The sequence below is a fragment of the uncultured Campylobacter sp. genome (genome assembly GCF_938045625.1).
In the GTDB taxonomy this organism is placed as follows: domain Bacteria; phylum Campylobacterota; class Campylobacteria; order Campylobacterales; family Campylobacteraceae; genus Campylobacter_A.
Map to the genome: position 1 here is coordinate 1 of NZ_CALIAV010000088.1, position 25,475 is coordinate 25,475.

A 25,475-nucleotide genomic window follows, 5' to 3' on the forward strand; every position below is an offset into this window, starting at 1 on the left:
AGCTTAAAATTAAGTTGCGATAATACCTAATTAGTTTTAAATTTATGATTATTGAGATAAAATACATCCATTTTTCAGATTGGATTAAAGTTTATGGATTTTGAGTTTATTGAGAAATTTTACCCTCTTTTTGTAAAAGCCGGGGTGCTTACGATTGAGATTGCTTTTTTAGGGATCATTTTTTCTATTTTGATAGGTATTTTTTGTATGACTGTGAAATTTTACAAGCTAAAATTTCTCTCAAAGATTGTTGATTGCTACGTTGAGCTCTCAAGAAACACACCACTTCTCATCCAGCTATTTTTTTTATACTACGGCTTGCCAAAGCTTGGAATTTCGATGAGTGGTTTTACCTGTGCGGTCGCTGGACTTAGCTTTCTTGGTGGCAGCTATATGAGCGAGAGCTTTAGACTTGGCTTTGAAGCGGTTAGAAAGTCGCAGATAGAAGCAGGGCTAAGCATCGCGCTTAGCAAAAACCAGCTTCTAAGATATGTCATATTGCCACAAGCCTTTAGCGTGGCGCTTCCAAGTATCAGTGCAAACGTCATATTTTTACTAAAAGAGACCAGTATCGTTAGTATAGTAGCGCTTGCTGATCTAGTCTACGTCGCGAAGGATCTTATCGGACTTTACTACAAGACAGACGAGGCGCTTTTTATGCTCGTCGTTAGCTATTTGATTATCATTTTGCCGATATCTTTGGTGTTATTTTGGCTTGAGAAAAGGATGAGAGTTGGACGGAGTTAGCATTTTATTCGACCCGCTAGTTTTAAAGCGGCTGATTTTCGAGGGGCTGTGGATGAGCGTGCAGATTTCAGCCATCTCGATCGCGATCTCCCTTGTTTTAGGCACGTTTTTGGGCGTGGCTATGAGCTCGAAAAACAAATTTATCTTTTTCGTCCTAAAAATTTGCCTCGAAATCGTACGTATAATGCCTCAAATCGTCTGGCTATTTTTATTTTACTACGGCGCGAGCAAGACATTTGGGCTCGATATCTCCAAATTTAACGCCTCGCTCATCGTCTTTAGCCTGTGGGGCGTGTTTGAGATGATGGATATCGTGCGCGGCGCGATCGTATCGATACCGCGGCATCAGTTTGAGAGTGCGGCGGCCCTGGCGCTTAGCAAGACTCAAATTTATCTTTACGTCGTGATCCCGCTAGCCACGCGTCGCCTAGTGCCTGCGGGCGTAAATTTGCTAAGCCGTATCATCAAAACCACCCCGATCGTCGCCCTCATCGGCGTACCCGACTTGCTAAAAGTCGGACAGCAAACGATCGAGGCGGCGAGCCTAACCGCCAACCCGACCGTGCCGTTTTGGATATACGGCTTTATATTTTTATTATATTTTCTCATCTGCTATCCTATCTCAAAACTATCCAAGATACTTGAAAACAGATGGGCATAAGGAATCAAATGAGCGAAATTTTAAAACTCTCAAATTTAAGCAAATCTTACGGCGACTTGCAGGTGCTAAAAGGCATCGACCTTAGCGTCAAAAACGGCGAAGTGGTCGTGATCCTGGGGCCGTCAGGATGCGGCAAAAGCACAACTTTGCGCTGCATAAACGGCCTTGAGCCCTTTGATGGCGGGCAGATAGAAATAGCTGGCGAAAAGATCGACAAAGACTACAAAGACTGGATAAAAATCCGACAAAAAGTGGGCATGGTTTTTCAAAACTACGAGCTGTTTGACCATATGAACGTCATTGAAAACATCGTGCTAGGCCCGGTAAAAGCGCAAAAAAGAAACCGCGAAGAGGTCGAAAAAGAGGCCGAAGCGTGGCTGGAAAAAGTTGGCCTAAAACACAAAAAATACGCCTATCCAAAGGAGCTTAGCGGCGGACAAAAGCAACGTATCGCCATCGTGCGCGCGCTTTGCATGAGGCCAGAGATCATGCTGTTTGACGAGATAACGGCCTCGCTAGACCCCGAGATCGTGCGCGAGGTGCTAGACGTCGTCATAAACCTCGCAAAAGACGGCATGACGATGCTAATCGTAACGCACGAGATGGGCTTTGCACGCTCGGTAGCAAATCGTATCGTCTTCATGGATGAGGGCAAAATCGTCGAGGAGAGCGAGCCCGAGGCATTTTTCACGCATCCAAAAAGCGAACGCGCGAAGAAATTTTTAAATTTGTTTTCGTTTTAGGGGCTTAAATTTGACGTTTTTTGGCTAAATTTGAAAGCTTTTTGTCAAATTTAGCTGTTAAGCCTTTTCCCTTTCGTTAAATTTAAATAACCTAGATTTAACATCATGCTTTAACTCAAATTTACTCAAAATAACCAGTGCAAATTTGATCCGCTAGCCATTTCTTAAATTTAAAATTAAATTTGCAAATTTATATTGAGTAAATTTTTCACTCCATTTTAAATCTAGCGTTACGTTTTTAAACAAAATTTGATTATTCTCTGCGCCAGCCATCCAAAAAAGTACAAATTTAGTCGCATTTTAGCCAAGCTTTTGTATATTTTGCACACTTTATTTTAAAGGAGAAAGAATGAGAAAACTTCTGTTTTCATTTTTGGCAACATTCGCCGCCGTCTTTCTAACGGGTCAGGCTAATTTGCAGGCTGCCGAAGCTGACGCTTTGGCTAAAATCAAAGAGCGCGGATACGTGCGCGTGGGCGTCTTTAGCGACAAACCGCCGTTTGGCTACGTCGATAAAGAGGGCAAAAACCAAGGCTATGACATATACTTCGCCAAACGCATCGCAAAGGATCTGCTGGGCGACGAGAGCAAAGTTAAATTCGAACTCGTAGAAGCGGCAGGCCGCGTAGAAGTGCTAGTAGCCGACAAAGTCGACATCACTTTGGCAAATTTTACGAAAACGCCGGAGCGCGCTAGAGTCGTTGATTTTGCGCTTCCGTATATGAAAGTGTCGCTAGGCGTAGTTAGCCCGGACGGTGCGGTCATAAAAAGCGTGGACGAGCTAAAAGGCAAAAAACTAATCGTCAATAAAGGCACGACTGCGGACGCGTATTTCACGAAAAATCACCCTGACATCGGGCTTATAAAATACGACCAAAACACCGAAACCTTCGCCGCTTTGGTAGATAAAAGAGGCGCGGCACTAGCGCACGATAACGCGCTGCTTTTTGCGTGGGCTAAAGAAAATCCTGGCTTTACCGTCGGTATCGAAGCTCTAGGCGAGGTCGACGTCATCGCGCCTGCGGTCAAAAAGGGCAACAAAGCGCTACTTGAGTGGCTAAATAACGAGATTGTAGAGCTTGGCAAGGAAAATTTCTTCCATAAAAACTATGACGCCACGCTAAAACCGATCTACGGCGATAGCGTAAATCCGGAATCTCTCGTCATTGAAGGCGGCAAACTATAAAACCAAAGTCGGAAGAAATTCCGACTTTTTCATTCTATACATTTTAAAATTTAAAGCATTAGGTAAATTTACCACCCGCACACAACCCACCGTTGCAATATTTTAAATATGACTAAAATTTTACGCTTGCTTCTTATTAAAGCAAATTTGATCCAATTTAAGCTCACATATCAAAGTTTGTAAATTTTAATCGCTATAGAGTTCAAGGATATTTTTTAATTATTAGAAAGGATAATTTTGTGGATTTTTTGTAAAAATTATAAAGAAAGTTTAAAATAAATCCTGCGGAAAGCCTGAGCCTTCCGCAGATAAAGGCGTATTACATCATGCCGCCCATACCGCCCATACCACTCATATCAGGCATAGCAGGCATCGGTTTGTCCTCTTTTAGCTCGCTTATAGTAGCTTCCGTGGTTAGAAGCAAGCTCGCCACGCTGACCGCGTTTTGAAGAGCCACGCGCTCAACCTTGACTGGGTCGATGATGCCGGCTTTAAACATATCCACATACTCACCCGTAGCTGCGTTAAAGCCGTAGTTGTCGTCTTTGCTTACGCTTATGGAGTTTGCTACTACGCCCGCGTCAAAGCCCGCATTTTCAGCGATCTGGCGGAGAGGAGCGGTTAGCGCGCGTCTTACGATATCAGCGCCTATAGCTTCGTCGCCGCTTAGTTTTAGATCCACTTTTGCGCTCGCTTTGATAAACGCAGCGCCGCCGCCGATTACTATACCCTCTTCTACGGCCGCTTTAGTCGCACTTAGAGCGTCGTCTACGCGGTCTTTTTTCTCTTTCATCTCAGTCTCGGTAGCAGCGCCAACCTTGATGACCGCTACGCCGCCGCTTAGCTTAGCTAGGCGCTCTTGCAGTTTTTCTTTGTCGTAGTCGCTTGTGGTTTCTGCGATTTGAGCTTTTATTTGGATGATTCTAGCGTCAATTGCAGATTTCTCGCCTGCGCCGTTTACGATAGTCGTGTTGTCTTTGTCGATGATGACGCTTGAAGCTTGACCCAGGTCACTTAGAGTCGCACTTTCTAGCGTTCTGCCCAGCTCTTCGCTCACTACTTCGCCGCCTGTTAATATCGCGATATCCTCAAGCATCGCTTTTCTGCGGTCGCCAAAACCAGGAGCCTTAACCGCAGAGATGTTTAGTACGCCACGAAGCTTGTTTACCACTAGCGTCGCAAGAGCCTCACCCTCGATATCTTCAGCGATGATTAGTAGCGGCTTGCCTGTTTTTTGGATCTGCTCAAGCACAGGTAGCAAATCTTTTAAATTTGTAATCTTCTTATCAAATAGCAAGATAAACGGATTGCTTAGCTCGACCTGCATCTTTTCGGCGTTTGTGATGAAGTATGGGCTTAGATATCCGCGGTCAAACTGCATACCCTCGACCACGTTTAGCTCGTCGTGGATAGATTTTGCTTCCTCGACGGTGATGACGCCGTCTTTGCCGACTTTTTCCATCGCGTCTGCGATCAGTCCGCCGATAGCAGAGTCTGAGTTTGCCGAGATAGTCGCTACCTGCGCGATCTCTTTTTTATCGGTTACCTTGCGCGATAAGCTTTTTAGCTCGGCGATTATAGCTGCGGCCTCTTTATCCATACCGCGTTTTACCTCGACCGGATTTGCGCCTGCTGTGATATTTCTTAAGCCCTCTTTAAAGATAGAGTGCGCCAAAACCGTAGCCGTAGTCGTGCCGTCGCCCGCCTCGTCGTTTGTCTTGCTAGCAACCTCTTTTACTAGGCCTGCGCCCATGTTTTCTAGAGCGTCTTTTAGCTCTACTTCTTTAGCTACGCTTACGCCGTCTTTTGTGATCGCTGGAGCGCCGAAACTCTTTTGCACTAGCACGTTTCTGCCGCGAGGCCCCATCGTTACTTTTACAGCGTCGTTTAGTTTTCTAACGCCTTCGTATAGTTTGTTCCTAGCCTCGTCTGAAAAAAATATCTCTTTTGCCATTTCTATTCCTTTAAATTTAGATTATTTTAAAACGCCCAAAACGTCTTCGATTTTTAGAACCAAATACGTCTTGCCGTCAAGCACGACCTCTGTGCCGCCGTATTTTGCAAAAACTACGCTATCGCCCACGCTCACGCCTTCTACCTCGCTTGATACCGCCAAAACCTTGCCACTTAAAGGTTTTTCTTTTGCATTATCGGGTATAATGATGCCAGAAGCGGTCGTTTTGACGTCCTCGAGACGCTCGACTAAGACTCGTTTGCCTAACGGTTGAAAATTCATGATTCATCCTTTATGGTTTGATTTTACTTTTTTAGCACTCTTTTGTTTTGAGTGATGAAATTATAGTCAAATTTTTAGAATTTGTCAATAATTTAGCTAAAATTCTTAACAAGTCTTAGTATAGTCGGCTCAAGTTTCATAATAAAATTAAACTAAATCTAAAGGATAGACGATGAAAATATTAGGCGCCCTGCTAGGACTGGTTTTTGCCTTGCTTATCGCGGCTTACGTCGCGGCCTTTACAGATTTTGGCAACGGTTTCGTTAAGCCGTATGCCCAAAATTTGATTAAAGAAAAAAGTGGATTTGACGTCAAATTTGACAAATTTCAGATCCGTCCGACGAGCGTAGATATCGTAGCTAACGTAAACGGCGAGATCGTGGCGAACGTAAACGGCGGACTTTCGATTTTCTCGCAAAGCCTCGATCTAAAATACGACGTCGCCGTTAGCGATCTAAAAAGCCTGGGCGTCAAGCTAAGCGAAGCTATGAAAATCTCAGGCATCGCAAAAGGCAAATTTAGCGATTTCACCGCTAGCGGAGTAGGCCAAATGCTAGGCTCAAACGTCAGTTTTGACGCAAATTTAAAAGACTATAAGCCGCTTTCTTTAAAGCTCGACGCTAAAAATTTAGAGGTCGAAAAAGCTTTAGCGCTAGCGGGTCAGCCTATCTACGCGCGCGGTAAAATCTCCGCCGTCGCAAATATCGTAGAAAGCGGCGGCAAGCCAAACGGCACCGCAAACATCGATATCTTGGACGTAAAAGCCGATAACGCGCTCATCGCAAAAGATTTTAACGTCACTCTGCCGTCAAATTTCGCCGCAAACGGCAAAATCGTAGCCGACGTCAAAGACGGCATCGTAAACGCCAAAAGCGCGGTAATCACGCCGCTAGCGACGATCGGCAGCGACAAGACGATCTACGATCCAAACTCAAACACCCTAAGCAGCGACGTCAAGCTCATCGTAGACGATCTGGCCAAATTTGAGCCCATCGTGGGGCAAAAGCTTAGCGGAGCGTTTAAAGCAAACGGCAATGTCATAGCTACGGCAGGCGAGCTAAAAAACTTCGACGTAAAGATCGAGGGATTTGGCGGTAACGTCGATGCGGTGCTAAACGGCGGCAAGCTAATCGCCAAAATCAGCTCGCTAAAGCTTGACGAACTCATTAAAATTGCCGCTTTCCCGGCATTTGTCGGCGGAACGATCAGCGGCGAAGCGGTACTAAACGACGTGCACAACACGCAAAATATCTCGGGCTCTGTTAAGCTCGCCACCAAAAACGCACGGCTAAATCCGGCCGAGCTAAAACAGGTCGCAAAGGAGATAAATTTAAGCAAACCGCTAGCCTTTGAACTAAACGCAAACGCCGACGTTGCAAGCTCAAAAGCCAAATTTGATGCCTCGCTAAACTCCGAGCTTCTAAAACTAAAGAGCCTAAGCGGCGTTTACGGACTGGATGATAAAAACGCGGACGTCAAATTTGACGCAGGTATCGATGATCTGGGTAAATTTGAAGAGCTAATCGGCAAAAAACTATCTGGCAAAGTGGACGTCAAAGGCGCGGCAAAACTCGCAAAGGGCGCACTTAGCGAGTTAGTTCTAAACGCAAACGCTCTAGGCGGCAAGATAGACGCAAACCTCAAAAACGAAAAACTCGCGGCAAATCTAAGCGCGCTTTCGCTAAAAGACGCATTTACGCTGGCTGCGCTGCCAAACTACGCCGACGCCGTGATCGACGGAACGGTAAACCTAAGCGGGCTCGATCCGAAAAATCTCAGCGGTACGGCTAAATTTAACGTCAAAAACGGAATAGTAAATAGCGTCGTCGTAGCAAAAGAGCTAGATAAGCGCTTCCCAAACGGCACGAAATTCGACGCAAACGCGGACGTCGCTATAAACGGCGGCAAGGCTAAATTTGACGCGGTAGCAAACCTCGTCTCAAACGCGAACAAAAACCTAATCGCGCTAAAAAATCTAAAAGGCGACTACGAGCTTGAAAGCGACTCGGCGAAGGCGGACTTTGAGCTTAGCATAAGGGAGTTAAAAGAGATCGAGTTTTTGGTCGGAAGGCCGCTTTACGGGCCTTTGCTAGTTATCGGCGACGCGACTAAAACAGGCGAAAAGCTAAGCGCGAACGTAAATTCGCGGCTCTTTAACGGCGATCTTAAAGCAGTCTTAAAAGACGACATCCTAAACGCAAATTTAAAAAGCTTCACCGCCAAAGGCCTCACCGACTTTTTGGGCCTCTCGCACGTATACGACGGCACCGGCGATATGACGATGGATTATAATCTCGCCTCGCAAAAAGGTAAATTTGACGTCGCCGTAAATGACGGCAAGCTTGCAAAGACCGATTTTACCGAGCAGGTAAGGACCTTCACAGGACGCGACATAACAAGCGAAATCTATAAAAACAGCAAAATAAAAGGAACGATAAACAAAAACCTCATCGACTTTAACGCCGATATGAACGCGACTAGAAGCCGAGTCTGGGTAACTAGCGGCAAATACGATATGGCAACCAAAGCTGTAAACGTGCCGATAAAAATGAACTACGAAAAAACCGACATCGACATCACCGTCACGGGCACCAGCGACAACCCAAAATACACGATCGGCTCGGACTACCTAAAGAGCAAGGCGGTTAAGGAGCTCGATAGATTTTTGGATAAGAAATTCGGCAAAGACGACGAAAACGGCACCACGGGCGATGCGAAAAAAGACGCAAAAAAAGATGCGATAAAAGGGCTTCTTAAAGGGCTATTTTAGGTAAATTTGAGCCAAGTGCGGCGGTAAATTTGACGCCGAATTTGAGCAAAATAAGTGCGGCAAGTGCGGTAAATTTAAGCCGGAGCCCGTTTGCTAGGCGCGTCAAATTTGGGCTACTGGGCTAAATTTGACCGCTTAGCTAGGCGGTTAAATTTACGATTTACCGGGCGGTAAATTTGAAAGGGGCTTTGCGGTCGCCAAATTTGACGACATCGTTGCCTGAATTGATTTTGGACTTTGTTGCTTAAATTTACGGCTTGATTTAGAATTTAGCTTAACGTCAAATTTGACACACTATTTCGCTGTTAAATTTAAACTGCGGAGCGTTAAATCAGATCAAATTTGATTTAACCGAGCGAGACGGTGGCAAATTTAACCAAGACAGATTCAAGGGAGATATTTTGGCGGCAGATACGCGGTGTACTTAAAAAGGCGTCCAAGCAAAGCCAAAATAGTAAATTTTAAATGATAGAAGTTTTAGAAGCGGGCGTTGCGCAAAGCTCAAAGCCAAATCAACGCTTGCCTAAAAATCAAAACAGCGGCTAGTTAAATTTGCCGCTAAATTTAAGCCCCGCTCGTCAGACAAGCAAAATTGAGCGAGGCGCAGATTTTTATTTTGTTTTTTTAACAAGTTCCCTAAATTTCGCGCAACCCATATCGTATCCATAGTCGCAAGAAAGGCCGTAAAGCTCCATCGCCTTTTTATCGTCTTTTGCGCCTTGATCCGCCTTTTCATATCCGCGAGCTAGAGCGTAACAACCCTGCGCGTCCTTGAAGTCGCAAGCTAGCCTGTAGTATTTGCGGGCTTTTTGCGGGTCTTTTGTGCCACCGTATTCGCCGTTACCGTGCTCGGCCGCTCTCACGCACGCCTCGCCGACTCCGCCCTCGCAGGCTTTTTCGTAAAGTCCCGCCGCCTTTTCATAATCCGACTCGACTACGCCCCATAGCGCATTACCGTCGTAAGCCCCCGCTACGGCCGCGCATCCGTCCATATCGCCGAGCTTGCAAGCTTTTTCATATAGGGCAAATGCTTTTTTGCTGCCGTCCTCGTCGCTAAATTTGCCGTTTTGTTCGCCCAAAAACGCCGCCAAATAGCAGCCTGCGCCGTTTTTCTCGCTACTGCACGACTTTTCAAACAAATCCATACTGCGCTGGGTATCGTACGCTTTTATATGCGCTTTGGCAGCCTCCTCAAAATCCCCGCCAAAAGCCGCTGCCGCTAAGATCGCAGCCAAAATAATCTTTCTCAACGCATCCTCCTATTTGCTAAGTTTTTTAAATTTAACACAACCTCGATTAAACCCATTTTGGCAAGCTAGGTCGTAAAATTTAGCCGCTTGAGCATCGTTTTTAGGCGTTGCGTCGCCTGATTCGTAGATATCTGCCGCATTATAGCAGCCCTCGCCCTCTCCGGTCTCGCAAGCAAGTTTATAATATTTTAGCGCATCGGTAAATTTAGCGGCATCGTCGTATTTTTTAGCTATCCTTAGGCAAGCGTCTGCGTTTTTTGTCTCGCAGGCTTTTTCGTAAAATTCAGCCGACTTTTCGCCGTCTGTTTCGTCTGCGCCGGTTTCATCTTGCAAAGTCGGCGCGTCGTAAAGATCGCCGGCTACCTCGCAGCCTCGCGCGTAGCCTAGCTCGCAGGCGTTTTTATATAGCGCAAGGGCCTGCGAAAATATCTCAGACTGCATATCTGCGTTATCTTGATCATAAATCGTAAGCGATTTTATCGATGCCGCCATATAGCAGCTTACGGCGTTTTTATCGCTTTTGCACGATTTTTCGTAAAGCGACGCCGCTTTTTTGCTATTTACGTTCTGTAGGTATTTTTTCGTAGCAACCTCAAAGTCCGTCTGCGCCGACGCTAGAGCGACTAAAAGTAGAGTTGAATAAATTTTCTTAAACATCGCGGATCCTTATTTTTTGTCTTTGTAGAGTCGTCTAAACTCGGCGCAAGCGCTCATAGAGCCGTAATCGCAGGCTAAACCGTAAAGTTCGTACGCCTTTGCGACGTCTTTTTTTACGCCGTCGCCTTTTTCGTACATATCAGCTTGCGCGAAGCAGCCGTCAGCATCCTCATAGCCGCAAGCCGCCTTATAAAATTTAAACGCCTCTGCTAAATTTCGCTCTACGCCTGTGCCCTCGTCGTAATAGCCAGCTAATTTCCAACAAGCCGCGCCTACTTCGCCGCTGCAGGCTTTTTGATAAAGCTGCATAGACTTTTTATCATCTATCTCTTGACCGCCGCGGCCGTTTTCATAGATATCGCCTAGAGATTTACACCCGTCCATATCGCCCATTTCGCAGGCTTTAGAAAACTGCGCAAAGCTCTTGGTAGCATTTGAATCTTTGGCAAAGTTATTGTCGTTTATAAAGCCTGCAGCATAGCAGCCTGCGGCGTTTTTCTCCTCGCAGGACTTCTCAAATAACTCTAAAGCCTTATCATACTCGTTTTGCGCTAGCTCGGCCGCAGCCTCCTCAAATGCGCCCAGCCCAAAAGCCCATACTGCCAAAAATACGGTTAAAGCGATTTTTCTTAGCATTTATTCTCCTTAAATTTAATTATCCCAAGCAAACTAAGCCCGGCAAATTTGACGCTCTAGCGGTTAAATTTATCAAAAAACCACATAAAAGCAAAAAGTAGTCCCGCGGCCTTGCTTTTACTCTCGTCAAACATAAATTTGCGCGCATCTTTAACCGGCACGTATGCTAGCTCGATATTTTCGCCGTCTATGCCACCGCCCTCGCCGATTTTCATATCGTCGTTTATCGCGGCAAAAAACATCGTCTGCCTCGCTCCGCCAAAACCTAGCGCGCCGCGCGTGGAGGTTATGCGCTCTACCCTACTAGCCGCAAAGCCCGTCTCCTCGGCGATCTCCTCGATGACGGTCTGCTCTTCGCTTTTACCTTTATCCATTAGCCCCGCGCAAAGCTCGTAGGTATAGCCTTCCTCGCCCTCTTGCGTTAAATTTAGCGGCCCCGTTTTTGCGCTTTGGATGTTAAACCAAACGGCGGGGCGAAACTGCTTAACCAGCAAAAACGCGTCTTTATCCGCATGATAAAGTAGAGCCGAGACGCTGTCGTGAGCCTTGACGCACTCCCATCTGACGGGCTTTCCGCACAGATCAAAGGAAATTTGATACGGCTTTACGTAGCGCGGAGAGGTTAAATTTTCTATCTTGATATTTTTTACAGCAGTATCCATTTTGCCAGTCCTAAAAAGCTAAAAAATCCGACCGTATCGGTAACGGTGGTAAGCAGCACGGCCGAGCCGACGGCCGGATCGATGTTAAATTTCTTTAAGCTCAGCGGTATCAAAGTACCGAAAAATCCGGCGAAAAACAAATTTATCAACATCGAAGCACCGATAACCACGCCTAGCATCGGGCGACTAAACCAAATCGAAGCGATGACGCCCATCAAGCAAGCAAAGGTTAGCCCGTTTATGAGCGCGATGCCTACCTCACGTTTTAGTGCGACAGCGGCGTTTTTAAACTCGATTTCTCCCAGAGTTAGTCGGCGCACGGTAACCGTAAGCGCCTGCGTGCCGGTGTTTCCGCCCATGGATGCGACGATAGGCATCAGTACCGCGAGCGCTACGTAGCTAGCTATCGTCTCGTCAAAAAGCCCGATGATAGAGGAGCTAATAAGCGCGGTAAATAAATTTATAAGCAGCCAAACGGCGCGCGCGCGAGTGGCCTTAACCAGGCTCGTATCCTCTTCCTCAGCCTCATCGTCGACGCCGGCTAGGTTATAAATTTGCTCCGTGGCGCTTTCTTTTATAAAGTCGTGGATATCGTCGGTGGTAATACGACCGAGCAAATAGCCCTTGCTATCGATGACCGCGATCGAGTTCATATCGTAGTTTTCGACCGTTTCTACGACCGTCTCGATAGGCTCGTTATCGACGGCTACGTTGGGCTTATACTTATCCTCTTCGCTCTTTGCGATGATCTCTCTTAAGGTTTGGTTAAAGTCAAATAGTATCAGATCCTCAAGCGGTACCGCATGGAGCAAAACGCCCTTTTTATCGGTGATAAACAGCTGCGAGACGTTTTCTAGTTTACCCTCTTCCTTCTCGCGTCTTAGCCGCTCAACCGCCGTTTTTAGCTGCTCGTCGATATGCGCACTAAAAAGCTCCGTCTGCATGAACGCACCCGCTTCGCCCTCGTCGTAGCTGCGGATACGTAAAATCTCCTCCTGATCGTCCTTGTCCAGGCCGTCAAAGAGCTCTTTAGCCTTTTGTTCATCGATCTCCTCGATATACTCCAAAAGCTCGGCGGCGTCGTCACTCTCTAGCTCCTCGATCGCCTCGATGATCTTGTCGCTGGGTATCTGCTCGATCACGTCCTTTAGCATGTGATCGGGCATCTCGATCGCTACGTCGCCCAGGATCTCTGGATCTAGCTTTTCGAGATATTCGCCAAACAGCTCCTCATCGTGCTTTTTAAGCGTTTTTAGGTGCTGAGCGAGGTCGGCGGGGCTTAGTTCCTTATCGATCGTCTCGTTTAGGTGCGAGTCTAGCAGCTCTTTGGCTTCGTTTAATTGCTCGTTTTCTTCCATCATTTACTTCTTTTTGTCGCTTGACTCGGCGGTTTTACCTTTTGATTTGGCCTTTTTATCGGCGGCGTCTTTTTGCTTTTTAGACTTATCTTTGCTGGCGTTTACGTCTTTTTTCTTTTTGGTCTCGGTTTTGGTTTCTTGATTTTTTTTGTCCTTTTTCTTATCCGTCTGTTTTGTTTTGTCTTTATTTTTAGCGGACGAATTTGACTCTGACTTTTTCGCCTCTTTGCTTGATTTTTTTGGCTCAGTTTTGCTTGTCGCCTTGTTTGACGCTTTTGCAGAGGTCAAATTTGACTCCTGTTTCGCGCTCTTTGCCGCGGCTAAATTTGTCATTTCGTTCGCGTCCGTTTTGGTTCCAGAGGAGTTGCTTTCGGCCGTTGGCTGCACGGTCAAATTTGACTCTGATTTAGTTAAATTTGAGTCCGTCAAATTTACATCGTCGCTACTGCTTACGAGCTCGCTCGTCAAATTTGCTTCGGTTTTGGTTGCATTGTCTTCCTTGTTGTCACCCTTTGTCTCTTTTGTCAAATTTATATCGGTTTTTAAAGAGCCGATGTTAGTTAAATTTTCCTCTGCCCTTTTCGTCTCCGTAGTTAAATTTAAATCTCCACTAGAAAAGGTAGAATTTGCATCCGTCATCGTCAAATTTATGTCTGCTTTTGGCTCGGTTATAGGATGCTCCCAGTCCATCGCCGCATCAAATTTCTGCTCTTTTTCAGGGATTTCATCCTTGTTGGCATACTCTTTTATCTTGTTTTCAAACTGTTTTATATATTTTTGAAATTTAGCGTTTTCCGTCTGGGCAAAGATATTTTTAGCCACCTTTATCTCGTTTTCGGGATTTATAGCATTGCCGTTTTTATAAACGCCGAAATGCAGGTGCGAGCCCGTGCTCATGCCGGTACTGCCTACGTAAGCGATGAGTTGCCCCTGCTTTACTTTTACGCCGCTTTGTATGCCCTTAGCAAAGCCGCTAGAATGCGCGTATAGCGTCTCGTAGCCGCCGACGTGCCCGACGATGACAACCTTGCCGTAGCCGCTTTTGGTTCCGACAAATTTAACCGTTCCGTCGCCGGCCGCCTTTATCGGAGTACCTTTAGGAGCGCCGTAATCCACGCCCAGATGCGCTTTGTAACGCTTTAGTATCGGATGATAGCGCTTTGGCGTAAAAGGAGAGGTGATGCGGGCGTTTGCTATCGGTCTGGTTAGCAAAAATTTATCGTTTTTCTTACCGCTTTTGTCGTAGTATTTATTTTCAAATTTATACGTAACGTATTTTTTATCGCCGATTTGTATCGACGCCCAGTGTATTTCCGGCATGCCAAACGTTCGTCCGAGCCTAGTTTTTTGCGTGTATTCCATCGCTAGCCTGTCGCCTTTTTTTAGCTTTTTAAACTCGCTTTCCGGCACTTCGCTCTTCATCGCCAGATAAAATCCGTGCGCCAAAGCCGCGCTGCCCGTAGCGTCTTGGATATCTTGCGACGGCGAAACCGTAATAGGCATACTAAGCACGCGCCTATGCGTCTGATACGAAATCGAGGAAAGCTGAAAATTATACTTTCCGTCGTTGTCTTTATAAATTTGCGCTTGAAGTTCTTCGTTTACGGGGATTAGCACCTGGCTTATCACGCCTTTTTCGTCTCTTAAAATTTGATACGAGATGCCCGCTTTTATCTCGCTTACAAACTCCTTATCGTCCGAATCCATATCATAATAAAGAGAAAGCGGGATGGAGTTTTTCTCTAAAAACGTTAAAAACGTATCTCCGTTAGGCCAGCTAAGCTCCTGGATGGTAGGTTGTATAGGCTCTGCGGCGAATAAATTTACCGTCAGCAGTAAAGCTAATGAAAATTTCCTCATAAATTCCCTTGATTTAAAAGTCGTATTTTACTCGAAAATTACTTACATTTTGCAAAACTAAGCCAGTTTCAGATATAATGAGCGCTAAAATTTCAAACTTTCAGGAGATAAATTTTGAAAAAATTTCTTTTATTTTTAGCGGCGGCTTGCCTTAGCTTTGCGGCCGAGTTTTCGATGAGAGAGTATAAAACCCCGCTAATAAGCGTGGATGAGGGCGTAGGCACGATCATAGACAACTCAGATATCGTCGTAGGTAGTAGCGGCGTCGTGATGCATAAATTTGACGGCGCTCAAAGCTCAATCATCGCTCGCGCGGTCGTCACGCAAAAAGGCGGCGGCTTTGCAAAGGTACGATTCGAGGTATTTGACACGTTAGCGCAAAAAGCTCTACCGATACCGGGAATTTTGCCTAAAAGCGGCGACGAGATCATCCTAAACTACCTCTACAACCGCTCGCTCATCATCGTGCCGAACAAAGAAATTTACGCCGAAGTAACGAACGCGTTTAAAGATATCACCTTTATCCACCCGGATATCGTGGGCTCATACCTAAGCTACGAGTATAAGCCAAACCCTAGCCGCGACGACTTTCGCAAAATGTGCAACCAAAGCGCTGCGGGGCTAATATTTATCGCTATGAATAACGAAGCGCTTTTTGCCGACTGCCAGAGTTTCGAGCCGCTAAAACGCTTCCAAAGCGGCGCGGTCAAATACTACCAGCTACCTTTCTACACTCGCGTCAAGGATATCGATACGGTATTTTGGAAATGGGGCTCAGAGCAGATCAGCGACTTTGACCGCCACTACAAAGCTCTTTTGAAAGAGAAATGATGCACGAAAAACACGCTAAATTTTTTGTAAATTTACTAGGTGCGGACAACGCCTACTTTGACGACGCGCACAGGATCGCCTACTGCTACGACGCGACGAAAAAGCGGCATTTACCAGACGGCGTGCTTTTCCCTAGAGACGAGCGCGACGTTAGCGAGATTTTAAAATACTGCAACGAAAACGGAGTCAAAATCGTACCTAGGGGTGCCGGTAGCGGCTTTACGGGCGGAGCGCTAGCGCACGAGGGCGGCGTGGTGCTTGCTTTTGAAAAGCACATGAACAAAATCCTAGAGATCGACATGCAAAACATGGTCGCAGTCGTACAGCCCGGATGCATAAATATAAATTTACAGCGCGAAGCCGAGAAGCTAGGCCTTTTCTACCCGCCGGACCCCGCCAGCCAGGACTACTCGACGCTAGGCGGCAACGTGAGCGAAAACGCGGGCGGCATGCGCGCGGCAAAATACGGCATCACCAAAGACTACGTCATGGCGCTACGAGCGGTGCTGCCTAACGGCGAAGTGATCCGCGCGGGCAAACGCACGATAAAAGACGTCGCAGGATATAATATCGCCGGCATTTTAATCGCCAGCGAGGGCACGCTAGCGGTAATAACCGAGATCACGCTAAAGCTCATCGCAAAGCCTAAATTTAGAAAAACGGCGATGGGAATTTTCCCTAGCGTAAACGCCGCGATGAACGCCGTTTATAAGACGATGGCAGCAGGCGTAACGCCCGTAGCCATGGAGTTTTTAGACGCTCTTTGCATACGCGCGGTCGAGACTAAATTTAACAAAGGCCTACCGCAAGATGCGGGCGCCTTGCTCATCACCGACGTAGACGGCGACGTTTTAGACGGTCTGGAGCAGGATCTAGCCACGATAGAGCGAGTGTTTAGAGAAAACGGCGCTAGCGAATTTAGACGCGCCAAAGACGAGGGCGAGCGAAACGACATTTGGTTTGCCCGCCGTAACTGCTCACAGGCGATAAATATCTACGGAAATTTAAAGCTAAACGAGGATATCACGGTGCCGCGCTCAAAACTGCCGGAGCTGCTTGAGCGTATCGGCGGAGTGGCGGAAAGATACGGCGTGCAGGTGCCGTGCTTTGGACACACTGGCGATGGCAACGTACATACCAACGTCATGGTTGTGGACAAAGCCGACCCGGCGCAAGTAGAGAGCGGACACAAGGCGATCGAGGAAATTTTTAAGATCGCGGTGGAGCTTGGCGGCACGCTTAGCGGCGAGCACGGTATCGGCATTAGCAAGGCCGAGTTTATGCCGCTTGCCTTTACGGACGCAGAGATGGAGCTTTTTAGAAGTATCAAAAAGGCGTTTGACCCGAACAACATCCTAAACCCGTTTAAAATGGGGTTGTAAATTTGGCGCAAGGCGTAGCTGATTTTTTAAAAATAGTCCTTGACGCCTTGGTAATTATTTTTATGGTTGTAGTGCTTTTTAGGAAAAATGACGAAATATCCTTTAAACAAGTTGATTGCGAAGATTTATTTATACGCCCCGATCCGTTTTTAAAGATAATGTACTTTTTAATGTTCTCATGTTGCGGCACAATGTCGCTATTAGGCAGAGCAGCAGATAAAAATTTATTCGCCGACTACCATCTGCTGCTATTTCTTTACGATATGCTGTCGGTTTGCTTGTTGGCTTTCGCTTTTTATACCCTGATGCAAAAAGGCATAAGAGTTAAGCAAGACGGCATCTCAAAAGAGATAGGATTGCTTGGCTTTAAACGCGCCTATGAAGTTAAATTTGACGAAATGATTTATGATGTCGGAGTTGCCCTCAGGAACAATGAAAAAGTATTCAAAATAAAAAGCGAGAGCGGCGATACCAAGTTTGGGTTTGGGCTATTATATGCGAGAAAAGACATGGATGATTTAGAAAAAATGATACGAAAAAACGTCAAATTTAAAAACCTTAAACCCATAAGCAGTTAAATTTAAGGATCCAAAATGACCTCGCAAAAATTTGAAAAGATAAAAGAGACACTTAAAATTTGGCTCACGGCGATGCTAAAGATCAAGGACAAACAGCTATTGCACTACGCATCGAGTCTGAGTTTTCACACGATGCTATCCATCATCCCCGTACTACTCATCTCGCTTTCGCTCTTTACGCAGATGCCTAGCTTTAGCGTCTATTACGCCAAGATCAAGGAATTTATATTTGCCCAGCTGCTACCCTCAAACCAAGACGCGATCTCAAACTACATCGAGACCTTTTTACAAAACAGCTCGAGCCTAGGCATCCTCGGACTTGGTGCCATCATCTTTACTTCGATCATGTTTTTTGCCGATTACGAATACGTCATCAACCGCATCATGCACACGCAAAGCCGCAAATTTTGGAACTCGCTGAGTGCTTACTGGACGCTCATTACGCTAGCTCCTTTGGGGCTTGGGCTTAGTTTTTATCTCTCAAATTTATTCCAGGATATGCTAAACTCCAGCGCTTACACGAAGTGGATAAATTTTCTTAGCATATTCCCGTACCTCATCATCTGGGCGATATTTTGCGTGACCTATCTCATCTCTATAAATCGCCAAATCGCCATAAAAAACGCGCTTTTTAGCTCATTTGTGGCCTCACTCATCTGGTATCTGGGCAAAAACATCTTCGTCTTTTACGCCGCAAATAACAAAACATACCTCAGCATCTACGGCTCGTTTTCGGTGGTGCTGCTGTTTTTCGTGTGGATTTACGTATCGTGGATCATATTTCTCTACGGCGTGAAGCTGTGTGCGTATCTGGAAAAAGCGGGCGAGAGCGACAAAGAAGCTTAAAAAAGCGCGGCAAAGCAGAGTAAATTTAGCGGCACGATAACGGCGGCTAAAATTTTGCTTTTGACACTCGCTAAACTTAGCACATTATAGAGTAAAAATAGCCAAAACGGCACGTTCAAATTTACGCCCTTTGCACGCCACGAGAGAAATTCGAGCAAATATTCATCAAGCGCGCCGCCAGCGCCAAACGCGTGCAAAAGCGCACTTAGCGGATAAAACAGGCTAAAAAGCGGCGTGAGCGGCAAGACGGCTAGCTGCTGGGCGCTAACGAGCGGGAAAAAGTAAACCACGGGTAAAATCATCGCCGAAAATACCCAAAAATTTAGCAAGATAGCATGCGTCAAATTTGAAAATCGCTCGCCAAAGTGTCGCAGGTAGAGATAAATATAAAACACGCCCGAACACGAAAAGTAAAATCCGACGCTAAAAAGCAGGCTCGGCATCAGCGCTACGGCGGCGCAAATCACGACAAAAAGTAGCTCAAAGCTCACTATACGCACGTTTCTAGCGAGCAAAAACAGAGCCAGCAAGCTCATCAAAAACGCTCGCAAAAAGGACGGCACGAAGCCGATAAGAGCAAGATAGCAAAACAAAACCGCAAAGATCGCGGCCGAGAGGTCAAATTTGGCGTTTCGATACGGAAAATATCGTGCCTGAAAATAGCGGTAAATCGGACGCATGATAAAATATAAAAAGCCAAAAATCAGTCCCAAATGATAACCCGAAATCGCGATCAGGTGCGCTACGCCGTAGAAATTTACGTCTTGGCGCAACTCCTTACCGACGGGTGCGGCAAGAAAAAGCGCGGTAAAAAGCTCGGTCATTTTTTCGCTTTCGTGCTGCGCGGAGATAAAATCATAAATTCTATCTCGCAACGGCTCAGGGCTGGCGACGTAGCGAAGCTCCGAGATACCGTAGCTTGGCATAAAAAACGAGCCGCTTAGATACTCTTTAAATTTGACGTTTTTGTTTTCGGCGCCGATTAAAATTTGCTCGTTTGCCTGCGCATCAAAGTCCGCCAGCGTCGTCGTATAAAAGCTAAAATCATTCGTTTTAAGCTTTAAAACGCGGTAAACTTTGCCTTTTTCGTTCGTTTTTTCGTAGTTTTGTAAAATTTTAGCTTGTAAGATGACGCCGTTTTGGGCTTTAAATTCGCGAAATTTATAGTAGCTAAAGCCCAAATTTAGTGCAAAAACGAGCGCGCACGCAAGGCAAAATATATAAACCTCGCGCGCGCTTTCAAAGATAGATTTACGTTGCGGCTTTTGCAAAATTTGAGCTTAAAGGGCGCATTTTAGGCGTTTGGGTTAAACTCCGCCACGTGCGCGGCGCCAAAACTTTTATCGACAAAGCGCGTAAATTCCTTCTGAAATATTACTTCTACCGTGCCGACCGGACCGTTTCGGTTCTTGCCCACGATGATTTCGGCGTCCTCTTCGATCTTATTAGGGACGAATTTACGCACGTACTCCTTGCCCTCGGCGTGCGCCTTTTTCTCGGCTTCTTTCTCCTCCTGCTCGCGGTAAACCTCGTCGCGGTACACAAAAAGTATCATATCAGCATCTTGCTCGATGGCGCCTGATTCGCGCAGGTCGCTTAGCATCGGGCGTTTGTTAGCGCGCGACTCCAGACTGCGGTTTAGCTGGCTAAGCGCGATGATAGGCATGTCTAGTTCGCGTGCTAGTAGCTTTAGTCCGCGCGAGATTTCGGCGATCTGCAGGTGGCGGTCGGAGAAATTTGACGTAGCCATCATGAGGCCGATATAGTCGATGACGCATAGAGTGATCTCTGGGTGGGCGGACTTGAGCTTGCGCATTTGCGTGCGGATCTGGTGGATGTTTACGTAGCCGCTATCATAGACGAAAAGCTTGCGGTTAGCCATATCTTCGCACGCATCGCTTAGACGCGACCACTCCTCGTCATCCATTTTAGCAGTCATTATGTTTTGCAGCGGGATCGAGGTTTTGGCGCTTAGCATACGCAGCATGATTTGCTCGGCAGGCATCTCAAGAGAGAAAAATACGACTCCGCCGCCGCGCATCAGCACGTGGTTCATCAAATTTAGACAAATCGTCGTTTTCCCCATACCCGGGCGCGCCGCGATGATGATGAGATCGCCGTGCTTAAAGCCCTTCGTCATCTCGTTTAGCTGGCGAAAGCCCGTGTCGATGCCCACGATATCCTTATCTTCGAGCAGTTTTTGCTTTTCTAGGTGCGCAATGACGTCTGCGATGATGATGGCAGCGTCCTTGATGGCGCCCGCACTCTGCCCGTCCACTAGCGAATAAAAACTCTGACTCAGCTCGTCCACCATATCGCGGCTAGGCTTATCCTCGCTCACTTTGCTAGGTATCTGGTGCGCGATTTTTACTAAGCTTCGCTTGATAGATTTTTCTTTGATTTCATTGGCGTACTTTTTGACGTCCAGGATCGAGTTCGTGCCGATGATCTCGCTCATCACGTTCTCGTCAAATTTACTTCCCAGCTTGGTTTTTAAAAATCCCGTTTCTACAGGCAAATTTTCATTTAGGCACTTTACCATCGCGTCGTAAACGTCGCCGTGAGCGCGCAGGTAAAAATCAAACGGACTTAGGATATCGAAAATCTCGCTTAGATTATCCGCGCTATAGATTATGGACGCGAGGATCGCGCGCTCCATATCTAGATCATAGAGATTGTGCATATCGATGTTTTCTTTTGCCATTTTTTATCCGTTTAAATTTTTTGTTTCGGCGCGTAATCTTCAAGATTAGCATCCGTGCGCTTTAAGGCTATTTGTAGTTTTGGAAAGGTTTTGTCGTTTGTGACGATCGCCTCACAGCCGCCCTCTAGCGCGCAAAAATACTGCAAAACATCCTCAAAGTCTATCTTGCGCCCAGATTTTAACTCGCTCTTTGCGTATTCGCACGCCAGCGATAGCCCATCATTAGATAGCGGTAGACATTTAAAATTTGACGTCCACGATAATGCGCTAAAAAAATCCAAAATAATTTCATCTGAAATTTTATAACATTTTTTTAGCACGTAAGCCACATCGCTTATACTACCGAATGAGTAACAAATAGTGTCACTAGCACTAAAATTTTCAAAAAGTTTAACGGCCGCCAAATTTAGAGCGCCTCTTTCTTCGACTAAAAAATCAATCAAAATATTGCTATCAAGGAAAATTTTAGCCATCTATGCCGTATCTTTTTTTCATATATTTTTTATCGGCGATTTTTAGCTCTTTTATATCGTCTAAATTTTGACCAGCCTTACCCTTTACTATGCCTGCAAATCGCATGATTTCAAGACTTGGCACGCTCTTTTTGCTTTTTAATTTATCGGCCGCAATTAGCTTTTTTACTTCGTTTGACAGCGTGGTAGCTATCGCGATTAGATCGCTTCTGTCGCTTGGTATTTCGATGTGAAATGTCGTAGTTTGCATGTTTTTCCTTTGATTTAGTGCGCCTGGCGAGACTTTATCTCGTCGTCGATCTCTAGTAAAAATCTATCGACTAGCTCGCTCTCGGGCAGCCTCGCGACCACCTCGCCTTTGCGCATTATCATGCCGTTTCCTTTGCCAAATGCTATCGCTACGTCCGCACCCTTAGCCTCGCCGATCGCGTTTACGACGCAGCCCATCACCGAGACGTTTAGCGGCTCTTTGATGTGTTTGGTCTTTTCCTCGACGAGCTTTACCGCAGCCATAAGATCAGCCTGCAAACGCCCGCAGGTCGGGCACGAGATGATGTTTAGCCCCTCTTTTTGGCGGCCGCTGTCTTTTAGGATCGCTTTTGCGACCTTGATCTCCTCCTCGAGCTCGCCCGTGATGCTAACTCGCATCGTGTCGCCGATACCCTCCAGTAGCAGTCCGCCTAGCGCGATCGCAGACTTTACCGTCGCGTGAAAGCTAGTGCCGGCCTCCGTCACGCCCAGGTGAAACGGATACGCCACGAGCGGCCTAAGCGCGCGGTAAGCGGCCATCGTGCGCTCGACGTCGCTTGATTTTAGCGAGATTTTGATATCGGTAAAATCAAAATCCTCGAGCAAATTTATATTATAAAGCGCGCTTTGCACCATCGCTTCGACCGTGCGACCGTATTTGTCCTCAAACTGCTTTTCTAGCGAGCCTGAGTTTACTCCGATACGGATAGGTAGATTTCGCTGCTTGCACGCGTCCACGACGGCTTTGATGTTCTTTTTTGAGCCGATGTTGCCCGGATTTATGCGGATAGCATCGACAAACTCGCTAACGATCACGGCGTAGTTATGGTTAAAGTGGATATCGGCGACGACGGGTAGCGGGCTAGCCTTCACGACCTCGCGCAGCGCGGCGCTGTCCTCTTTGTCAAACACTGCACAGCGCACGATATCGCAACCGGCAAAATAAAGCCGCTGTATCTGCTCTAGCGTGCCTTTTACGTCTTTTGTTTTGCTAAACGTCATCGACTGCACCGATATGGGCGCATCTCCGCCTATTTTTACGTCCCTAATCTTGATCTGTTTTGTGGGGTATCTTTGCAAATTTAGCCTTTAAATTTTATTGTGCGATTATATAAAATCTTGGCTTTTAAATAAATTTACCGCCCCAAAACCTACTCGCCAAAAACCTCGCGCCTATACTCCCGCGTATCTATAAATTTAGCTCTCAGGCTTTTTTGATTTTCTATGTGCGCGTCTATGTTTTTGCTAGTTATCTCTACGCCTAGCCCTGCGTGCTCGCCCTGCCCCGTTAAGAAATCTAACATCATATCGCCGAGTCTTGCATTATAGTGGCTAGCCTCCCAGTAGTACGGCGAGACTTGGTCTGCGTCTTTAGGTAGCTCCTGCGCCGTTATCTCGTTATAAAGGCCAAAATCCACTATCCTAAACGGATTTTTTCCTAGACGCTTGGCAACCTCTTCGTTTACGGCCGTTATCTGCTTTTTCCACTCGTACCATGCCGCGTCAAGCCCGACTCGGTAGTCCATCGTTTCAAGCAGCCTAGCATGCAGCGGACTTATCGCGATATCTAGGATTATATTATTTTCATGAGCGTCCGTTAAAATCTCGATAAAATTTTCATAAGACAGCCTTGACACCTCGTCTCTTTTGCGCTCAGCCATATATCCGCCCTCTATCTTTTTTACGGAGTATTCGTAGTGGCCCCCGTTTCTTCGCACCTCTTCTAGTAGCGACGCCTCGGTCCGTCTGCCGTCAGGCTCAAAAAGCGGCGTTTTGCCGTATTTTAGGACAGTCGCTACCGAGTCGCGAAGCGTCTGAGAGCTAAATAAAATTTTATACGCGCTAGGATTTTTAAAATACTCCTCGAAATCATCGGCCTTACTACCGCCGTCTAACATCGTCTTGTCGTCAAAAACGAGCAATGCCTGCTTTAAATTTCCCTGCTTTATCGCCCACTTTAGATAGGCTTTAGCTTCGTTTAGATTGCTCCCCGATACAGCCGCGTTAAAGGAGGGCTGCGTAAAGTATCTATGCGCAGGATTTAGTGCGGTTTGCGGTCGGGAGTTGCCTAAAAATATCGAGGCGGGCCTTATTTTTTGGATCTTTACAACCTTCATAAAACGCGACTGCAAATCCTCTCTAGGTTTATTTTTAAAGATATCGGTATCGTAAATCCTATATGGATCGACCAGGTAGTTAAAAACCGCTACAAGCGCGAAAATCAAAGCCGCTGAGGCCAAAAAGCTAAACGTCCATTTTTTAAATTTCATACGACTTTCCTAAAAGTTAAAATATAAAAATTGAGACATTTTGTGCAAATTTAAAACGCCCAGCGTAAAACAAAGCACGGCAAGGGTCAAATTTGGCCAGCCTAGCTTAAATCCTTGCAGTTTTTGCGCAGAGTTTTTAAACAGTAGCGAGACCGCAAAACCCGCGATCAAGTAGTAGAGCAAGGTGTTTGTGCTGTCTATTTGTATATTTGGATTCCACTCGCCAAATTTAACGCCGTACTCCCTCAAAAAACCGACCTTTCTCTCTAGCCGGGAATTTAGAGCCAGCCCGCCACCCAGCCCAAACATCCCCTTTAGCACCTTTAGCGCGTCGTCCCACTCCTTTGCTCTAAAAAACACCCAGGCGATATTTACGAAGTTAAAGGTTATAAACCAAGCTACGAATTTATTTAGCTTAAAACCAAGCTCACTCCAAATCCTTTGAACGACCAGCCCGCGCCGTGCAGACATCCCCAAAATACAAATGTCCAGCCCGCCCCGTGCCAGATGCCGCCTATCACGAAGGTCGCGGCTAAATTTACGTACGTACGCACCTTGCCGCTACGGTTGCCTCCCAGCGGGATATAGACGTAATCTCTCAAAAAGCGGCTTAGCGTGATATGCCATCTACGCCAAAAATCCTGAATATTTAAAGCCTTGTAGGGCGAGTTGAAATTTATCGGGAGTTTGATGTTAAAAAGCAGCGCCGCGCCGATCGCCATATCGGAGTATCCGCTAAAATCAAAATAGAGCTGAAACGTGTAGCTAAGGCTAGTGACCCAAGCTTCGATCAAATTTAAGCTCGCAGCCATGTCAAATCCCTCGGTCGCCCAAACGGCAAAAGTATCGGCGATAACGACCTTTTTAAAAAGCCCGATAGAAAATATAAAAAGCCCAAGAGCGATATTTTTGTAGTTGATTATTTTGTTCTTGGTTTTCGCAAACTGCGGCATCATCTCCTCGTGATGTACGATGGGGCCGGCGATTAGCTGCGGAAAAAACGTAACAAACAAGCAGTAATTTAAAAAATCATACCGCTTCGCGCTCTCTTCTGCCGCGCTATCTACCAGATACGCGATCTGCTGAAACGTAAAAAACGAAATCGCAAGCGGCAAGAGTAAATTTAGGTGCGATATCTGCGTACCGAAGGCAAGATTGATGTTGCCGATCAAAAAATCGGAGTATTTAAAATACCCAAGCAAGGCCAAATTTGCTGCAATTCCAAGAGCTAGGAGAATTTTTTTTGAAATTTTAGGATTATTTTTACAAAGCTCTAGCCCAAAAGAGTAGTTAAATATCATCGAGCCTACTATTAGCGGTAGATACGCGATGTTCCACCAGCTGTAAAAAAATAGCGACGATAGCACCAAAAAGCC

General features: G+C 46.3%; 23 protein-coding genes and 1 pseudogene. 9 read left to right on the forward strand and 15 right to left on the reverse strand.

Annotated elements, in window-relative coordinates:
- The first annotated feature begins 93 nt into the window (after positions 1 to 93).
- The 4 genes from Q0386_RS08290 to Q0386_RS08305 all read left to right on the forward strand — a co-directional run bounded on the left by Q0386_RS08290 (position 94) and on the right by Q0386_RS08305 (position 3,337).
- Positions 94 to 747, forward strand: coding sequence for an amino acid ABC transporter permease (locus Q0386_RS08290; RefSeq protein ID WP_299029669.1), 654 nt, complete (start codon positions 94 to 96; stop codon positions 745 to 747).
- Positions 734 to 1,408 carry an amino acid ABC transporter permease gene (locus tag Q0386_RS08295; RefSeq protein WP_299029672.1) on the forward strand — a complete coding sequence of 225 codons (675 nt, stop codon included), beginning with the start codon at positions 734 to 736 and terminating at the stop codon, positions 1,406 to 1,408. The genes Q0386_RS08290 and Q0386_RS08295 overlap by 14 nt, the downstream gene beginning before the upstream one ends.
- An 8-nt stretch (positions 1,409 to 1,416) precedes the next feature.
- A complete protein-coding gene (locus Q0386_RS08300) occupies positions 1,417 to 2,151 on the forward strand; it encodes an amino acid ABC transporter ATP-binding protein (RefSeq protein ID WP_299029675.1) in 735 nt (244 codons plus the stop codon).
- A gap of 349 nt (positions 2,152 to 2,500) precedes the next feature.
- A complete protein-coding gene (locus Q0386_RS08305) occupies positions 2,501 to 3,337 on the forward strand; it encodes a cysteine ABC transporter substrate-binding protein (RefSeq protein WP_299029679.1) in 837 nt (278 codons plus the stop codon).
- A gap of 319 nt (positions 3,338 to 3,656) precedes the next feature.
- Here Q0386_RS08305 and groL read toward each other — a convergent pair whose 3' ends face one another.
- Both groL and groES read right to left on the reverse strand, forming a co-directional pair.
- On the reverse strand, positions 3,657 to 5,291 hold the full coding sequence (groL, locus tag Q0386_RS08310) for a chaperonin GroEL (RefSeq protein ID WP_299029682.1): 1,635 nt from the start codon (positions 5,289 to 5,291) through the stop codon (positions 3,657 to 3,659).
- 21 nt (positions 5,292 to 5,312) lie between these two features.
- Positions 5,313 to 5,573, reverse strand: coding sequence for a co-chaperone GroES (groES, locus tag Q0386_RS08315; RefSeq protein WP_002946739.1), 261 nt, complete (start codon positions 5,571 to 5,573; stop codon positions 5,313 to 5,315).
- 172 nt (positions 5,574 to 5,745) lie between these two features.
- On the opposite strand from groES, the gene Q0386_RS08320 reads away from it, so the two are divergent.
- A complete protein-coding gene (locus tag Q0386_RS08320) occupies positions 5,746 to 8,343 on the forward strand; it encodes a hypothetical protein (RefSeq protein WP_299029685.1) in 2,598 nt (865 codons plus the stop codon).
- A 611-nt stretch (positions 8,344 to 8,954) separates the two neighbouring features.
- Here the strand turns inward: Q0386_RS08320 and Q0386_RS08325 are convergent.
- Genes Q0386_RS08325 through Q0386_RS08350 form a run of 6 tightly spaced genes read right to left on the reverse strand, consistent with a single transcriptional unit; the run spans position 8,955 to position 14,766 of the window.
- Positions 8,955 to 9,593: a tetratricopeptide repeat protein gene (locus Q0386_RS08325; protein ID WP_299029688.1), complete on the reverse strand. Its 639-nt coding sequence runs from the start codon at positions 9,591 to 9,593 to the stop codon at positions 8,955 to 8,957.
- 9 nt (positions 9,594 to 9,602) lie between these two features.
- Entirely contained in the window at positions 9,603 to 10,250 is a 648-nt protein-coding gene (locus tag Q0386_RS08330) for a tetratricopeptide repeat protein (RefSeq protein ID WP_299029691.1), read from the reverse strand.
- A gap of 9 nt (positions 10,251 to 10,259) precedes the next feature.
- Positions 10,260 to 10,886 carry a tetratricopeptide repeat protein gene (locus Q0386_RS08335; RefSeq protein WP_299029694.1) on the reverse strand — a complete coding sequence of 209 codons (627 nt, stop codon included), beginning with the start codon at positions 10,884 to 10,886 and terminating at the stop codon, positions 10,260 to 10,262.
- Positions 10,887 to 10,942: 56 nt separating this feature from the next.
- On the reverse strand, positions 10,943 to 11,548 hold the full coding sequence (locus Q0386_RS08340; protein WP_299029697.1) for an NUDIX hydrolase: 606 nt from the start codon (positions 11,546 to 11,548) through the stop codon (positions 10,943 to 10,945).
- Entirely contained in the window at positions 11,533 to 12,906 is a 1,374-nt protein-coding gene (mgtE, locus tag Q0386_RS08345) for a magnesium transporter (protein WP_299029723.1), read from the reverse strand. The genes Q0386_RS08340 and mgtE overlap by 16 nt, the downstream gene beginning before the upstream one ends.
- 3 nt (positions 12,907 to 12,909) lie before the next feature.
- On the reverse strand, positions 12,910 to 14,766 hold the full coding sequence (locus Q0386_RS08350) for a peptidoglycan DD-metalloendopeptidase family protein (RefSeq protein ID WP_299029699.1): 1,857 nt from the start codon (positions 14,764 to 14,766) through the stop codon (positions 12,910 to 12,912).
- Positions 14,767 to 14,880: 114 nt separating this feature from the next.
- On the opposite strand from Q0386_RS08350, the gene Q0386_RS08355 reads away from it, so the two are divergent.
- Genes Q0386_RS08355 through Q0386_RS08370 form a run of 4 tightly spaced genes read left to right on the forward strand, consistent with a single transcriptional unit; the run spans position 14,881 to position 18,403 of the window.
- A complete protein-coding gene (locus tag Q0386_RS08355; protein WP_299029702.1) occupies positions 14,881 to 15,597 on the forward strand; it encodes a plasminogen-binding N-terminal domain-containing protein in 717 nt (238 codons plus the stop codon).
- Positions 15,597 to 16,979 carry an FAD-linked oxidase C-terminal domain-containing protein gene (locus tag Q0386_RS08360; protein WP_299029705.1) on the forward strand — a complete coding sequence of 461 codons (1,383 nt, stop codon included), beginning with the start codon at positions 15,597 to 15,599 and terminating at the stop codon, positions 16,977 to 16,979. The genes Q0386_RS08355 and Q0386_RS08360 overlap by 1 nt, the downstream gene beginning before the upstream one ends.
- Positions 16,980 to 16,981: 2 nt before the next feature.
- Positions 16,982 to 17,557 (forward strand): hypothetical protein, encoded by a 576-nt coding sequence (locus Q0386_RS08365; RefSeq protein ID WP_299029708.1) that lies wholly within the window; start codon positions 16,982 to 16,984, stop codon positions 17,555 to 17,557.
- A gap of 15 nt (positions 17,558 to 17,572) precedes the next feature.
- Positions 17,573 to 18,403, forward strand: coding sequence for a YihY family inner membrane protein (locus tag Q0386_RS08370; protein ID WP_299029711.1), 831 nt, complete (start codon positions 17,573 to 17,575; stop codon positions 18,401 to 18,403).
- On the opposite strand, the gene Q0386_RS08375 is transcribed toward Q0386_RS08370, so the two are convergent.
- The 7 genes and pseudogenes from Q0386_RS08375 to Q0386_RS08405 all read right to left on the reverse strand — a co-directional run.
- Positions 18,400 to 19,674 carry a ComEC/Rec2 family competence protein gene (locus tag Q0386_RS08375; protein ID WP_299029714.1) on the reverse strand — a complete coding sequence of 425 codons (1,275 nt, stop codon included), beginning with the start codon at positions 19,672 to 19,674 and terminating at the stop codon, positions 18,400 to 18,402. The two genes, Q0386_RS08370 and Q0386_RS08375, sit on opposite strands and share 4 nt — an antisense overlap.
- A gap of 23 nt (positions 19,675 to 19,697) precedes the next feature.
- Entirely contained in the window at positions 19,698 to 21,107 is a 1,410-nt protein-coding gene (locus tag Q0386_RS08380; protein ID WP_299029718.1) for a replicative DNA helicase, read from the reverse strand.
- An 11-nt stretch (positions 21,108 to 21,118) separates the two neighbouring features.
- Positions 21,119 to 21,580, reverse strand: a complete 462-nt coding sequence (locus Q0386_RS08385) for a type II toxin-antitoxin system VapC family toxin (protein WP_002946691.1) — start codon at positions 21,578 to 21,580, stop codon at positions 21,119 to 21,121.
- On the reverse strand, positions 21,573 to 21,830 hold the full coding sequence (locus Q0386_RS08390; RefSeq protein WP_297939107.1) for a hypothetical protein: 258 nt from the start codon (positions 21,828 to 21,830) through the stop codon (positions 21,573 to 21,575). The genes Q0386_RS08385 and Q0386_RS08390 overlap by 8 nt, the downstream gene beginning before the upstream one ends.
- Before the next feature lie 14 nt (positions 21,831 to 21,844).
- Complete coding sequence (gene ispG / locus Q0386_RS08395; RefSeq protein ID WP_298946162.1) at positions 21,845 to 22,909, reverse strand: flavodoxin-dependent (E)-4-hydroxy-3-methylbut-2-enyl-diphosphate synthase; 1,065 nt, start codon at positions 22,907 to 22,909, stop codon at positions 21,845 to 21,847.
- A gap of 71 nt (positions 22,910 to 22,980) precedes the next feature.
- Entirely contained in the window at positions 22,981 to 24,099 is a 1,119-nt protein-coding gene (locus Q0386_RS08400; RefSeq protein ID WP_299029721.1) for a hypothetical protein, read from the reverse strand.
- Between the two features lie 9 nt (positions 24,100 to 24,108).
- Positions 24,109 to 25,475 (reverse strand): annotated as a pseudogene (locus Q0386_RS08405) (MBOAT family protein); the annotation flags it as partial.

Excerpts from the sequence above, each read along its gene's own strand:
- groL (WP_299029682.1), bottom strand. The coding sequence starts at position 5,291 with ATGGCAAAAGAGATATTTTTTTCAGACGAGGCTAGGAACAAACTATAC.
- Q0386_RS08340 (WP_299029697.1), bottom strand. The coding sequence starts at position 11,548 with ATGGATACTGCTGTAAAAAATATCAAGATAGAAAATTTAACCTCTCCG.
- groES (WP_002946739.1), bottom strand. The coding sequence starts at position 5,573 with ATGAATTTTCAACCGTTAGGCAAACGAGTCTTAGTCGAGCGTCTCGAG.
- Q0386_RS08330 (WP_299029691.1), bottom strand. The coding sequence starts at position 10,250 with ATGTTTAAGAAAATTTATTCAACTCTACTTTTAGTCGCTCTAGCGTCG.
- Q0386_RS08305 (WP_299029679.1), top strand. The coding sequence starts at position 2,501 with ATGAGAAAACTTCTGTTTTCATTTTTGGCAACATTCGCCGCCGTCTTT.
- Q0386_RS08385 (WP_002946691.1), bottom strand. The coding sequence starts at position 21,580 with ATGGCTAAAATTTTCCTTGATAGCAATATTTTGATTGATTTTTTAGTC.
- Q0386_RS08290 (WP_299029669.1), top strand. The coding sequence starts at position 94 with ATGGATTTTGAGTTTATTGAGAAATTTTACCCTCTTTTTGTAAAAGCC.
- Q0386_RS08370 (WP_299029711.1), top strand. The coding sequence starts at position 17,573 with ATGACCTCGCAAAAATTTGAAAAGATAAAAGAGACACTTAAAATTTGG.
- Q0386_RS08390 (WP_297939107.1), bottom strand. The coding sequence starts at position 21,830 with ATGCAAACTACGACATTTCACATCGAAATACCAAGCGACAGAAGCGAT.
- mgtE (WP_299029723.1), bottom strand. The coding sequence starts at position 12,906 with ATGGAAGAAAACGAGCAATTAAACGAAGCCAAAGAGCTGCTAGACTCG.
- Q0386_RS08360 (WP_299029705.1), top strand. The coding sequence starts at position 15,597 with ATGCACGAAAAACACGCTAAATTTTTTGTAAATTTACTAGGTGCGGAC.
- Q0386_RS08335 (WP_299029694.1), bottom strand. The coding sequence starts at position 10,886 with ATGCTAAGAAAAATCGCTTTAACCGTATTTTTGGCAGTATGGGCTTTT.
- Q0386_RS08380 (WP_299029718.1), bottom strand. The coding sequence starts at position 21,107 with ATGGCAAAAGAAAACATCGATATGCACAATCTCTATGATCTAGATATG.
- Q0386_RS08320 (WP_299029685.1), top strand. The coding sequence starts at position 5,746 with ATGAAAATATTAGGCGCCCTGCTAGGACTGGTTTTTGCCTTGCTTATC.
- Q0386_RS08400 (WP_299029721.1), bottom strand. The coding sequence starts at position 24,099 with ATGAAATTTAAAAAATGGACGTTTAGCTTTTTGGCCTCAGCGGCTTTG.
- Q0386_RS08300 (WP_299029675.1), top strand. The coding sequence starts at position 1,417 with ATGAGCGAAATTTTAAAACTCTCAAATTTAAGCAAATCTTACGGCGAC.
- Q0386_RS08350 (WP_299029699.1), bottom strand. The coding sequence starts at position 14,766 with ATGAGGAAATTTTCATTAGCTTTACTGCTGACGGTAAATTTATTCGCC.